The following is a 14,831-nucleotide window of genomic DNA, read 5'->3' as shown; positions in this document are numbered from 1 at the left end:
TCAGAAATTGATCGATGCGCTCAGTCGTGCGGTCAACGGGGCGCCCTGGAACAGGTAGCCGTCGCCTTCGTATTCACCGGCATCACGCCAGTAACGCTTGTCGAACAGGTTGTCCACGGTCAGACGGAAGACGGTGTCGTAGCCTTCGATACGGGTGCTGTAGCGGCTGCCGGCATTGAAGATGGCGTAGGCACTGGTGGCCACCGAACCTTCGTGATTGGCGTATTTGCTGCCACTGTATTGAACCCCGCCGAGCAACGCCAGGCCATCGAGCCAGGGCAGGGCGTAGTCGCCGGAGAGGCTGGCGCGCAGCCGTGGGATGTTGATCGCCTGGTGCCCTTCATAGGATGGCGTGCCGCTGCCGGTGACCCGTGCCTGAATGGCCGCGACGCTGGCCGCGATCTGCAGGCGCTGGGTTGCCCAGCCATTGGCCGAGAGCTCCAGCCCGGTGTTCTTCTGCTCGCCCTGTTGGGTGAAGGTGAAGGAACCGTCGTCATTGGGCTTGGAGTATTGGTAGGCCTGGCGGATCTGGAACAATGCTGCGGCCAGGCTGATTCGTTGCCAGTCGTACTTGACCCCGGCCTCGATCTGCCGCGATACCGTCGGCGCGAGGATTTCAAAGGCATTGCTGGCGAACCACGGTGCTTCGCCACCCAGGGACAGGCCTTTGCTGTAGCGGGTGTAGAGCGACAGGTTGTCGACGGGTTTGTAGATCAGGGCCGCCGAAGGCAGGAACACATATTCCTGGGTATGCCGGGTGGTCGAACCCTGTTGGTCGAAGGTTCTTTCGTCGAGGCGCACTTCACGTCCGCCGAGGAGGGTCTGCCACTGCTCGTTCAGGCTGATCCGGTCGTTGAAGAACAACCCGTACTGGCGACTGTCCAGGTGTCGATAGGAGGGTCCGATCGGACCGTCGTAGCGCGGGAACTGTGCCGGGTCGCTGTCGATATTGCCGCTGCCGATCTGCTGGTTGATCGGATCGTGCTGGTCGACTATACGGCGGAAGGCGCTGGTCCCCAGGGTCAGCTCATGGCCCAGGAAGCCGGTGTCGAACCGACCATTGAGGGAGGCCTGGAGCTCATCGTTGCGATGGGTTTCGTCAGGGCTGCGATAGTCGTAGATATCGTAGCCGCCCTCGGGACTGAAGTGGTTGTAGGTCCCGTTCGCGGAGCCCCAGGCGAACGAACTGTAGTCGTCGATCACCACACGGCTGCGGGAGGCGCTGAGGCTGCCTTTCCAGCGATCGTTGAAGTGGTATTCGAACAGGCCGTTGAGGTTCAGCGAGTCATTGGTGACTGGTGGTGAGCCGCTCTGGTAGCCCAGCAGCCGTCTCGGCGAGGCGTCGTGGGGCAGTTCGGTGCCGCCGAGCAACTGATAGCCGGGGGCCGAGCGTTGCTGCTTGGTCTGGTATTCGGCATCCAGTTGCAGGACGGCATCGGGGTTGATATTCCAGTCGAGGGCCAGGGAAGCGAAATCGCGCTGGCCGTTGGTGTGTTCGACGTAGGACTGGATATCTTCATGGGCGACGTTGGCCCGCAGGCCCAGTTGCTGCTCGGCGCCGAACCAGTCGCCGACGTCGGCGGCCAGGTAACCGCTGCCACGGTCATCGGTGGAAATGGTGACCGAGCGCACTGTCGCCGGACGCTTGGTCACGTAATTGACCAGCCCGCCGGGTTCGCTGACGCCGCTTTCCAGCCCGGCCAGTCCCTTGAGCAACTCCACCTGCTGTTTGTTTTCCAGCCCGACGTTCTGTTCGCCGGTGATGCTGCGGCCGTTGATCCGGTAACTGTTGGCGGCGTTCAGCGAGAAGCCGCGCACCACGAAGTTTTCGTAGTAGCCGACCGGCGCATAGCTGTCGCCCACCGAGGCATCGTTGCGCAACACGTCGCTGAGCAGGCGCGCCTGCTGATCCTTGATCAAGGATTCAGTGACCACCGAAATCGACGCGGGTGTGTCGAGCAAGGGCGCGGCGTCGAAACCGCCGACCGAGGCGCTACTGGCGTTGTAGCCGGCGTCGCTCTCGCCGACCACGCTGACTGGCGCCAGTTCGGTGGCGGCGCGGGCCGTCGGCAGGCCGGTAGCGGTCAGCAGGCCGAGGGTCAGGAGGTTGAGCGCGAACCGCGGGGCGGACCCTCCCGTTGGGGACGTCCGGTAAAACCTGCTCATGCAACGCTCCTTGATGACCACTTTCCCGCCGACAGCAAGAAACCGGGCACCTGGGTCAGATGCCGAGCGAGAAGTCGGGGGTTTCAGTATCGAAATCGATACCTATCAATGAATTAGCCGCGCAGCCTGCTGAAATGGCCTGCTCGGGTCAATAAAGTCGTAAGAAATATTTTGAAATATTTATGATTGGACAAATTGACGTCATTGAATTGTCGCCCTAGTATCGCCGCCGGTTGATGGCATAGCGCCATCTTAAGGGCGTCCCGGCGTCTGCGTTGTATCGAGATCCCTACATGGACGTTCGTCAGTTCGCCTTCCTGGCTCGCCAGCCTTCTGCTGCTCTGAAAAAACGCGAGCATTTCCTCGGAATGCCCAAGCGCGGGTTGGCCTTCATCCTGGCGAACGCGCTGTTCTGGCAGCCCTTGCTGGCTCAGGCGGACGGCATCGTGGTCAATGCGCCGGGCACCACGCTGGGGCAGGCGGGCAATGGCGTTCCCATCGTCAACATTGCCGCGCCGAATGCCCAGGGCCTGTCCCATAACCAGTTCAGCGACTACAACGTCGGGGCCAACGGGGTCATCCTCAACAACTCAACGAACAGAACCCAGTCGACGCAACTGGGCGGGATCATTCTCGGCAACCCGAATTTCAACGGCACGGCGGCCAACGTCATCCTCAACGAAGTGAACGGTGGCAGTCCGAGCCAGTTGCGCGGCTACACCGAAGTGGCGGGGCAATCGGCCCATGTGATCGTCGCCAACCCCTATGGCATCAGTTGCAATGGCTGTGGCTTCATCAACACCCCGCAGGCGACCTTGACCACCGGCAAGGCGGTCATCACAAACGGTCAGGTCACGGGGTATCAGGTCGACCAGGGCAGCGTTTCCATCGACGGTGCGGGCCTCAACGCCAGCAATATCGACCAGTTCGAAATCATCACCCGTGCCGCGAGCATCAACGCGCAGATCAATGCCAACCAACTGACGGTGATTGCCGGTCGCAACGACGTTGACGCCCACACGCTCCAGGCCACGGCGCGCGCCGACGATGGCAGTGCCAAGCCGCAAGTGGCGATCGATTCCTCGGCACTGGGTGGCATGTACGCCGGGGCCATCAAACTGGTGGGGACCGAAGCCGGGGTCGGGGTAAAGCTGGCGGGTAATCTGGCGGCCAGTGGCGGTGATATCCAACTCGATGCCAATGGCCAGTTGAGCATGGTCCAGGCCACGGCCAGCGGGGCGGTCAATGTGAAGGCCGCGAGCCTTGAGGCCCAAGGTCCGATCTACGCCGGTAGCACTTTGAGCGTGCAGACCACGGGTGACCTGAACAGCCAGAACAACCTGGCGGCCAGGGACAGCATCACCCTGGGCAGCGGCGGCCAGTTGACCAACAACGGGATTATCGAAGCCGGGGTCAATGCCGACAACTCGCGCAACAACACTGGCGATGTCAGCGTCACTGCGCAGAACCTTGTCAACAGCGGCCAGAGCGTGATCGCCAGCCGCGACCTGACGGTGACCGCAACGCAAACCCTGGGCAACCAGGGCGGCACCTTGAGCGGGCAGCGGCAAACCAGCGTTAGCGCCGGCACGCTGGATAACCAGAACAAAGGTCGGGTCCTGAGTGGCGGCAGCCTCGGCGTCGCTGCCGGGCAACTGCTCAATGCCCAGGGCGGTCTGGTCCATAGCAGTGGAGCACTGAATGCCCAGTTGGGGGCCTTGAGCAATCACGCAGGCGAACTGTCGAGCCTCGACGCCCTGACCGTACAGATGACCTCGCTGGACAACGTCGCCGGGCTGGTTTCCGCCGGGCAGGCCCTGCACCTGAGTAGCACGGGAGCCCTGAACAACCAGGGCGGGCAGATCACCGGCCTGGGTACTCTTGATCTCCAGGCGGGGACCGTCGACAACAGCCAGGGCGGCAAGATCGCCAGCAACCAGGCTTTCACCCTGTCTGCCGCGAGCCTGGACAACCAGGCGGGAGGCCTGCTGAGTGCCATCGGTCCACTGCAGCTGGATCTGATCAGTGCCCTCAATGGCGGTGGGCGCATTTCCAGCCAAAGCGGCCTCGATGCCCGGATCGCCCAACTGAACAACCAGCAGGGCCAACTGCTTGCGGCCGGCACCCTGGGCCTGAGCGGCGCCTACCTGGATAACCGCAATGGCGGTGTGGTGTCCTCGACAAAAGCGCTGACCCTCACTGTCGACGCCATCGACAACCGTGCCGGCGAACTCTCCAGCAACGCCGACGTCAGCCTGAGCGGCTCAAGTCTCGATAACAGCAATCTCGGTAAAGTCCTGGCGACCACTCACCTGGGCCTGACCGTGGCCCAGGTGATCAACCAGGGTGGTTCGATCACCAGTGGCGACAGCTTGACCCTGACCAGCCAAAGTCTGGACAACAGCCTGGCAGGAGTGATCAATAGCCAGGGCGTCAGTGTTATCAGTACCGGCCTCCTGGACAACCGCCTGGGCGGTCAACTGACCAGTCACGCCACCCTTGACCTGAGCGCCGGCCAGGTCAGCAACAGCGGCACCAGTCGCATTGCCAGCGACGGCGCCCTGACGGCCAGTGTCAGTGGTTTCGACCAGCAGGGCGGTAGCCTCGGCAGCCAGACTTCCTTGAGTCTGGACCTCAACCAGGGCCAGTTGAACAACCAGGGCGGCCTGATCAACGCGCCGCTGCTGATGCTGAAGAACCTCAAGGGCGTAAACAACCAGGGCGGCGAGATCTCCAGCGGCCAGGCCTTTACCCTGGCCGCCACGAGCCTGGACAACAGCCAGGGAACACTCATCAGTCACCAGGGCCTGACCCTGAGCATTGCCCAGGCGTTGAGCAACCTCAATGGCAAGATCTCCGCCAACGGGATCGATAGCCATAGCGTCAGCCTGGACAACAGCCATGGCCTGATCAGCAGTGATGGCAGCCTCGGGCTGACCACCGACAGCGCGATGGTCAATCAGAACGGCCTGCTGATTGGCGACGGTGCAGTGCTGTTGAGCGCCGCCAGCCTCGACAACACCCAGGGACGGATTTCCGGCAAAAGCGACGTGCACGGGACGATTGCCAGCCTCAACAACCAAGGCGGTCAACTGATCGCCCAAGGGGCGCTGGGCCTGACCGGGACCCGCCTGGACAATCGCCTGGGCGGGCTGCTGGGGTCGACGCAGGGGTTGACGCTTGCGGTCGATCAGGTCGACAACCGCGGCGGTGAACTGTCGGGCAAGACCGGCCTGAGCCTGAGCGGCAGCCAGCTCGATAACAGCGGCGGTGGCCGCGTCGTGACCGACCAGGCATTGAGCCTGAGCGTAGGCAGCGTGCTCAATAGCAACAATGGCCTGCTCTCGGCCAAAACCGGCCTGACTCTGCTGGGCGCCAGCCTGGACAACAGCTCGGGCAGCCTGCGTAGCCAGGGTAATCAGCAACTGACACTCAGTGCCGATTTGAACAATAGCGCCGGCACCATCAGCAGCGAAGGGCTGCTGGCGGTCAGTGCGGCCAGCCTGGCCAACCGCCTGGGCAGCCTGTCGAGCGCCGGTCAGTTGAGCTTGTCCGGGCTCGGGTTGCTCGATAACCAGGGTGGCCGACTGGTGACCGACGGCGGCATCGACCTGCACAGCGCCAGTCTCGACAACCGCCAGCAGGGCACGATCAGTGGGCGAGGCCCGGTTTCGATCACCACGGGTAATTTCGACAACAGCCACGGTGGTTTCCTTAGCAGTGCGGACCATCTGAACCTGACCACCGCGCAACTGACCAACCAGGACGGCGGCCGTATCGGCGCCAAGGACCTGAGCGCCAGCGTCACTGGCCTGGACCAGCAAGGCGGTTCGCTGAAGGGCGATGCGTCGCTGACCCTGGACCTCAACCATGGGCAACTGAACAACCAGGGCGGCCTGATCAACGCACCGCTGCTGGTGCTGAACAACCTCAAGGGCGTGAACAACCAGGGCGGCGAAATCTCCAGTGCCCAGGCGTTCACCCTGGCGGCTGAGAGCCTGAGCAACGACAACGGCAAGTTGCTGAGCAACCAGGCCCTGACCCTGCGTATCGATCAGGCCCTGAGCAATATCAAGGGCATGATCGCGGCGGCTACGGTTGATGCACACGTCGGCAGCCTGGATAACACGGGCGGCACCCTGACCAGCCGCGCCGACCTGGGCCTGACCGTTGACGGCCAACTGATCAATCAGAACCTGGGCCTGATCAACGCCACCAACAACCTGACCCTCAACAGCGCCGGTATCAACAACCAGGGCGGCAGCCTGTTGGGCAGCGCCATCGCTCTCGACTTCGGCACGGCAACGGGCGACTTGAACAACGCCGCCGGCCAGATCACCACCGCTGGCAACCTGACCCTCAACCACCTGCGTGACCTGAACAACCAGGGCGGTGTACTCAGCAGTGCGCAAAGCCTCAATCTGACCGCTCGGACCTTGGATAACAGCAACGCGGGCCAGTTGATCAGCAACAACCAGCTAGGCCTCACTGCTGAAAGCCTGATCAACCAGAGCGGCGGCCTGCTTTCGGGTTGGCAGGGCGTGACGATCAACGCCGGCACGTTCGATAACCGCAACAACGCCACGGTCTCCAGTCGCAGCGGCAACGTCGCCGTGACCCTCAGTGGTGCGCTGCTCAACAGCAATGCAGGGGCACTGGCCAGCCAGCAAACCTTGACGGTCAACGCGGCCAGTATCGACAACAGCAACAACGGCATCCTTTCCAGTGGTGCGGGACAATCGCTGACCACCAGCGGTTTGCTGAACAACGCCCAGGGCGGCCTGATCGACAGCGGCGCAGCCCTGGTCCTGAACGCCATGGCCCTGACCAACAGCGGCACGATCAACGCCCAGCAAGCCCTGACGTTCACCGGCACCGACCTTGATAACAGCAACGGCAGCCTGAATGGCGGCGCAGCTGTCAGCCTCGATCTGCTCGGTGCCCTGACCAACACCCACGGCAAACTCTCCGCAGTCGGCCCGCTGATGGTCAATCGTTCCACTCAGATCAACAACCAGGGCGGTCAGCTCTCCAGCCAGGGTCTGTTGACCTTGCTCACTGGTGGCCTGGACAACAGCAATGGCGGTACCGTCGGTGCTGGCGACACGCTGCTGATCACTTCCTCCGGCACGCTACAGAACGGCAATGGCGGTTTGCTCGCCAGTCGCAATGGCGACCTGCAACTGAGCGCTGCCAGCCTTGGTAACGGTAAAGGTTCGCTGCAAGGCAAAGGCGCGGTCAGCCTCGATGTCAGCGGCGATATCGACAACCAGAGCGGCCAGGTCATTGCCCAGAATGGCGACTTGACCCTTAATGCGGCGAACCTCGACAGCCGTGGCGGCTTGTTGTCCAGCATCGCCGGGGCGCTACAGGCTCGCGTCGTCGGCGTGCTGAAAAACGGCTACGACCTCAACAACAACAGCCAGGGCGGCACGTTGCAGGCCCAGCGCCTGGACCTGCAGGCCTGGGGCGGTATTGACAACGATGGCGGGCATCTGGTCGCGCAAACCGGTGACGCCTTGATCGCCACCGGGGCGGGGGATTTCGACAACCGCAACGGCGGTGTGTATGCCAAGGGCCTGGTCCAGGTCACCGGCCAAAACTTCGATAACAGCGGTGACAACGACGGGCAGATCAGCGGCAATCAGATTGCCCTGACCCTGGGCGGGGCCCTGAACAACCGGTTGGGCATTATCGAAAGTGGCAGCACCCTGGCGATCAGCGCGGCGAGCCTGGACAACCAGACCGGCCAATTGCGCTCCCTGGGAACCAGCGGCAAGACCGAATTCCAGATCGGCGGGCTGTTCGACAACAGCAACGGCAAGCTGGAAACCGCCAACACCGACCTGACGCTCAATGCCGGCAGCTTCCTGAACCAGGGCGGCAGCCTGCTGCACCTGGGGACCGGTACCCTGGACATGTCGACGGCCAATATCTTCAACGCCGGGGCCGGCAACCTGGTCACCCGCGGCGGCCTGACCTTGACCGCCGACAGCTGGACCAACAGCAGCGTGCTTCAGGTTGGTCGTTTGACCTTGAATATCAACAACCTGACCCAGACCGCCAGCGGCCAGTTGTTGGCCACCGACAGCCTTACCGGCACCGGTGGCAACTGGAGCAACGATGGCTTGATCGCCAGTAGCGGCAGCCTGGCGTTGAATCTGAGCGGCAACTACAGCGGTAACGGCAAGGTCAGCAGTTTGGGTAGCCTGGGGCTGAGCGCGGCGCAAATTGATCTGGGTTCGGCGGCGGGTATTACGGCGGGCACCACCGGTCTGGTCAGCAGCCTCGGCAGCCTGACCAACAATGGTCGGGTGACGGCCGTGGGCGACCTGACCGTCAATACCGCGAACCTGACCAACCAGGGCACCCTGGGCAGCTCGGCGAATCTGCGGGTCAATGCCGACACCGTGCTCAACCAGAACGGCCTGATCTTCAGCGGCGGCGATATGGCGCTGCGCGGCAATAACTTCACCAACCGTTACGCCGACCTCTACAGCCTTGGAAATATCAGCATTGCCAAGGATGACAACAACGGGGCGAGTGCATCGATCAACAACATTTCCTCGACGATGGAAAGTGTTGGCGACATGAGTTTGTCGGCTGCGCATATCGAGAATCGCAAGGATGTGTTTGAGACGACTGGCGGCTTGGTTTCGGGTTACATCGGGGTGCAGTGCTACTCCTGTTCGTCATTTGATGGGCTCTCGGGCAGTTCTTATCTAGTTTGGGTGGAGAACTACAAGTCGCAAATCGTACAGGACTCGGCGTCTGCCAGTATGACGGCAGGGCGCAACTTTCTAGCCAGCGGAGGGGAGTTTCTCAATCAGGCTTCGACGGTTAGTGCTGGCAGCAACTTGACCCTCAATTTGCAGACGTTCACTAACCAGGGCGCGTCTGTAGGTGACTACAGCGTACGGCGTTCATTTGATCCGGGAAGGCAGAGTTTGGCTTATTGGCACTCGTTGATGGACTACAACGCTGCCAATGACCCTGCTTATGACAACGGAATTTTGGGGCATGCCGAGGCGGGTGGGGGCGGTCCATTTACTCACCCCGGTTTACATCTCTGGACCAGCGACAATGTTGAGTCCCTGGCCCGTGTCATGGAGCATAGCGGAGGGCGATCAGATAACGCCACGATTTATTTTGGCCCGATTAGTCTTGATTATGCTGGCGGCTATGAAGTTTTTACCTCTCCTCACTACAACCCGGACGAGCCACGAGCCGCCGCCCCAGCCGCTGTCCAGAACGCCGCTTTCTTTGGAAACACCCTGACCTACAACACCCCATCGACCTACGCGAACGCCATCGTGCAGGCCGGCGGCGCGGTCAATATCACCGCCACGCAGAACCTCACCAACAGCGTAGTTCGCCAAGGCGTTACCCTGAACAGTGGGGCTTCGCGAGTCGGTTCAACCCAGGTCAGTAGCCTTCCTGCGCCCACCGTGGTCAGCCTCAATGCGCAACTTCGACCTGATCTGGCCCAGCAACAGGTCAACCCGGTCACCTTGCCCGGATTCACCCTACCGAGTGGTCAAAACGGCCTGTTCCGTCTGAGCGGGCAGGGCAGTACTTCGACCAGCTCGGCCCCACAAACCTGGAGCCTCGGCGGTAGCAGCCTGGGTGCTGCGCAACGCCAGCCCGTTTCGCCGGTTATTCAGGCCCAGGATATTGCGCCGGTCAATGCTTCCCAGCTCACCGCCAGCAGCGTCAACCCGGGCAATGCGGCCAGTCAGCCGGCAAATATCGGTGCGGCGATCAACCTCGGCGTCGCGGCTAACGACGCCGTGACTCAGGTGGTTCCGGTCCTAAGTATTCCTCGCGTGCAGGGCCTGCCCGATACCTCGGTGAAGTCCAATCCGCAGAAATACCTGATCGAAACCAACCCGGTGCTCACCGACCTCAAGCAGTTCATGAGTTCGGACTACCTGCTGTCCAACCTGGGTTACAACCCGGATGACAGCGCCAAGCGCCTGGGGGACGGACTCTACGAGGAACGCCTGATCGACCAGGCCGTGGCGGCCCGTACGGGGCAACGTTTTATCGACGGCCAGACCTCGGACGACGCTCAGTTCAAATACCTGATGGACAACGCCATCAGCAGCCAGAAGCAGCTCAACCTCAGCTACGGTGTTGGCCTGACCAACGAGCAGGTCGCGGCCCTGACCCACGACATCGTCTGGATGGAAAAGCAGGTGGTGGATGGTCAAGAGGTCATGGTGCCAGTGCTCTACCTGGCCCAGGCCAACAATCGCCTAGCCCCCAATGGCGCGTTGATCGAGGGCAACGATGTCACCCTGATTGCCGGCCAGGACCTGAGCAATAGCGGCACCCTGCATGCCAACAACACCTTGTCGGCGGCGGCGGGCAACGACCTGGTCAACAGCGGCCTGACCCAGGCCTATGCGCGTCTGGACATGCTGGCCGGTAACAACCTGACCAACACGGCGGGCGGCATTATTGCCGGGCGGGACGTGACGTTGACCGCAGTCAGCGGCGACGTGCTCAACAACCGCCCGGTGACCACTTCCGCCGGCTCCGACGGCTACACGTCCTCCAGCTACGCCTATGCCGACGCGGCAGCGCGTATCGAGGCCGCCAACGACCTCACTCTCAACGCCGGGCGTGATGTCAGCAATGCCGGCAGTGTGCTGCAAGCCGGTCGCGACACCAGCATCACGGCGGGGCGTGATGTAAACCTGGTGGCGGTGCAGACCGATAACAAACTCGCTGGCGGCAAGGACTTCCTCGCCGACACCGTCACGCAACTGACTGGGACGGTGACTGCCGGTCGTGACCTTTCGGTCAGCGCGGGGCGTGATCTTTCGGCCATTGCCAGTCAGCTCGATGCTGCCCGTGACGCCACACTGTCCGCCAAGGAGAACCTGGTGCTGGCTTCGGCGGCCAATGAGTCTCACACCCACACCGAAGGTAACCATAGAACTTACCAGGGGGATCATGTCGCCCAGGTGGCGACCAGTGTCAGTGCAGGTGGTGATGTCCGGCTTAGCTCAGGCCAGGACATGACGGTTGTCTCAAGCAAGGTCACTGCCGGGAATGAGGCGGACCTGGTGGCCGGCGGCAAACTGAACGTACTTGCCGCGCAAAATACCGATTACACGCTGTACGACAAGAAAGACAGCGGTGGTTGGGGCAGTAGCAGCAGTCGGCACGATGAAGTCACGCAGATCACCAATGTCGGCAGTGAGATCAAGGCCGGTGCTGATGTCAGCTTGATCAGCGGCAGCGACCAACTCTATCAGGCCGCGAAGCTTGCGAGTGGCAAGGACCTCACTCTGCAGAGCGGCGGGGACATCACCTTCGAAGGTGTGAAGGACCTGCATAAGGAAGACCACGCCAAGAGTGACAACAGCCTGGCCTGGACCAGCATGAGCGGTCACGGCAGCACCGACGAAACCCTGAAACAGACCGAGATGACGGCCAAGGGGCAGGTGGTGATCAAGGCGGTCGATGGGTTGCATATCGACGTCAAGCAGGTCAACGAACAGACGGTGAGCCAGGCCATTGATGCGATGGTCCAGGCCGACCCGCAACTGGCCTGGCTCAAGGATGCCGAGAAGCGCGGGGATGTGGATTGGCGGCAGATCAAGGAACTGCATGACTCCTACAGCTACAGCCATTCCGGCCTTGGAGCTGGGGCGATGCTGGCGATCATTATCATTGTCACGGTGCTGACGGCGGGAACCGCTACAGCGGCTACTGTCGGGGCTTCCGCAGGTGCCACGGCCTCCTCGGCGGCGGTAGCTGTCGGAGCATCGACCGCGACCGCTGCTTCTGTTGGGGCAGCGGCCTCGGCTGCCGCGGTCGCTGGTTTCTCGACAGTCGTTGCGCAGACAGCGGTCAGTGCAATTAATAACAAAGGCAATCTTGGGGCGGTGTTAAGTGACACATTCTCTTCGGACAGCCTCAAGGGAGCCGTACTTTCCGGTGTCACGGCGGGCATAGCTTCCCAGTTTGGTTTTACTCCCACCGATTTGAAGTTCGACCTGCCCAGTGCTCAAACTGTCGCGACTAACGTGGCAGCTAACGCTTTGGCCAAAACCGCAATCATGGGCGGTAGCTTGACCGATAACCTGCTTGAATCAGCAGTGGGGACGGGGATCAGCGTTGCTGGGGCCATCGGCGCCAACAAGATTGGCGATGTCACCGCGTTTGAAAATGGCAAGCTGACTCAAGTCGCGTTGCATGCTGCCCTGGGTGGGATAATGGCCGAGGCCATGGGGGGAGACTTCCGTACTGGGGCTCTGGCCGCTGGCGCCAACGCAGCTTTGGTGGATTTTCTGGCGGGAAAACTACTTCCGGCAGAAGGCAGTAGTGACAGTGATGCGTACCAGCAGGGTGTGAATAAACTCTTGGCAGCCTCCCAGTTGATTGGAGTGCTAACAGCCGCTGTGACAGGAGGGGATGCCTCAGTCGCAGCCGCCGTATCGGCGAACGGAACGCTTTACAATTATTTGAATCATGCGGATATGGAAAAGCTTGCGGAGGAGCTTAATACCTGTAAGCAAACCAATACTTGTGACGGAGTATCTGATAAATATCTACAAAAGCATCTGGCCAATAAGGAGGCGCTTAAGGCGATTTGTGATGTCGATACAAAGGGCTGCCAAGTAGCCGTACTCGATATTTACAATTCAGTGCTAGGCTTTCAGCAGGGTGACTACGATATTGATGATTTGTCTCCAGAGCTCAAGCGTACCTTTGAGGCATTCCATGAACTCAACTTAGACGCAAGTGCGGCCCCTACTGCTAAGATAGCGATGCCTTCGGTAGAGGCGTTTGCTGAAGCTCTGGGACTCGATCCGTCTAATCCACGGGTAAGCGGTTCTATATTTGCGCTTGCTTCCATCCTTGTTGGTAAAGCATTATCGGGCGGGCCTAAGGTGCCACCTGTATTGCAGGCGTTCACAAACCCTCCTCAAGGGCCGGTGATTCCTGCAAGCTGGGTAAGCCGCCCAGGTAGGACTCCAGGCAGCGTGATTTATTACCCTCCGGGTACTAATCCAAGTGATGCAGGTAGCACATTTATTCGTGTGATGCCTGCTGGTTCAACTCCTATTCCAGGATTGGAGAATGGTTATTGGGTATCGATGAAAGAGGGGCAGCCAATTAATCCTGCGACAGGTGGAACGGGGACGAAAGGTGAAACCCATGTGCCATTGCCACTTAATACGTTTCCACCAGCGCGATAAGGGAAAAATTATGATTGATATTGAAGAATCTGATTTGGAAGAGCTGCAATCATCATTGTTTACTGGTGTTACAGTGGGCGTGGGCTCGCAAGTTTTAATTTTTAGAGGGGGTGTAACCATTTTGATTCAGTGCCCTTTTAAATGTGAAGGAGTGGATGGGGTTCAGTGGGGTCATGGTGAAAAAGTGAGCGACAGCTTACCGCTGTTTCAATTTTTAAATCATCGGGTGGAGCGGGTTTTGCTTGGCGCTGATGGGGTTTTGGCGTTGCAGTTTGATGTGGGGCGACTAACTGTTATTCCCGAAAAAAATGGACTGGAGTCCTACGTCTTTACAAGTCGTTTGGGTATTTGTCCGGTTTCCGTGGTTTAAAGTTCAGGGGACGGGTAAGGCTTGGCGTTTCGTCGACTAAGTCGATGGCATCGTCGGACCGTGAGTCGACAGCTTTTTCTACCCCTGGCGCAGCTCCGCAGTCTTCAATCAGTACGCGAAATATCGTTCCGAAAAAACTCATATTTCCCACATGCTTCAGGCGTGGGAGAATATTGCGTGCGCCAAACGCCAGGGCTACAGTTCGGCTGTCGCTGCAAATTCAGCGACGCGGGTTTTGCAGCCCGGATCGAAAAGGCGCACAGCGCCGCGTAAGCGGTATTTTTTTGCTCGTGTTATGGCGAGCTGTGCGCAGGAGGCTTCGGCCTGCCGGTTCCTTTTCCCGGTCTGCAAACCTGTGTACGGCTCGCCACCTTTCGTTTTGCAGCGTGGGTGACGAACCTCCATTCATGAAAAGGAGCGTCACCATGGCTAAGAAAATCACCCCCGATCCGCCTCCAGTTTGCAAAGCTCTCAGCACCTCTGACAGGGCGATGTACTTGCGTAAACTCCCTGACACCTCATCCAGCGAATCCGAGACGGCTCCGGCAAACACGCCCCGCTTGCTAGATACTCTCGCATTCACCTGCTCCAAACCCGTCACCCCCGAAGCCCCCTACAAACCCACGCTGTTCGCCATCCAACCGGGCATCAACGCCCAGGACGCACTGACCTACGTTTCCAATCTGCTCGAAACGGCGGAACTCAATGGTGACGAAATCAGCCTGCATACCAATCCCGTCGAACGGGCGTTGTTCTGGGGCATGCTGCATTCAGTGGAAGTGGCGCGTGCGGTGGTGGATGCGCTGCTTGAGGGATCGGCCCCGTCAAATCAGCTGTCTTCCCGTAGTGGGCAATCAGCCGATTGATTGAGACCGTGAACAAATAAATCTGTTCCCGGTTCTCCACTTGGAGAGATCAAGCATTGGGCGGCTTGATCTCTTTTTCGTTTAGAGGCGGCGCAAAACGTAATAGCGTCGTGACCTTACTGCCTTCCTTGCATCTGACAATTGACGTACGCTCCGACGATCTTTCAACCCCCCATTAGGCACAGCGACCATTGCGTATGACCCAGGCCACAG

Annotated in this window: 4 protein-coding genes; 3 read left to right on the top strand and 1 reads right to left on the bottom strand. The window is 60.3% G+C overall.

Translation table 11 applies throughout. The features are described from left to right. The gene (locus HX866_RS32800) at positions 1 to 2,166 is read right to left on the bottom strand and encodes a TonB-dependent siderophore receptor (RefSeq protein WP_177141183.1); all 2,166 of its coding nucleotides are present in this window, start codon (positions 2,164 to 2,166) and stop codon (positions 1 to 3) included. Positions 2,167 to 2,459: 293 nt separating this feature from the next. Between HX866_RS32800 and HX866_RS32795 the strand changes: the two genes are divergently transcribed. The 3 genes from HX866_RS32795 (at position 2,460) to HX866_RS32785 (ending at position 14,618) form a co-directional block, all read left to right on the top strand. Further along, complete coding sequence (locus HX866_RS32795; RefSeq protein WP_177141182.1) at positions 2,460 to 13,382, top strand: two-partner secretion domain-containing protein; 10,923 nt, start codon at positions 2,460 to 2,462, stop codon at positions 13,380 to 13,382. 10 nt (positions 13,383 to 13,392) lie between these two features. Then, on the top strand, positions 13,393 to 13,752 hold the full coding sequence (locus HX866_RS32790) for a hypothetical protein (protein WP_218179828.1): 360 nt from the start codon (positions 13,393 to 13,395) through the stop codon (positions 13,750 to 13,752). 425 nt (positions 13,753 to 14,177) lie between these two features. Beyond that, positions 14,178 to 14,618, top strand: coding sequence for a hypothetical protein (locus HX866_RS32785; protein WP_177141181.1), 441 nt, complete (start codon positions 14,178 to 14,180; stop codon positions 14,616 to 14,618). The last annotated feature ends 213 nt before the right edge of the window (positions 14,619 to 14,831 follow it).

This window comes from Pseudomonas gingeri (genome assembly GCF_013386165.1).
GTDB lineage: Bacteria > Pseudomonadota > Gammaproteobacteria > Pseudomonadales > Pseudomonadaceae > Aquipseudomonas > Aquipseudomonas gingeri_C.
The sequence above is the reverse complement of the archived record's forward strand: the minus strand, read 5'-3'. Positions and strand labels throughout refer to the sequence as shown.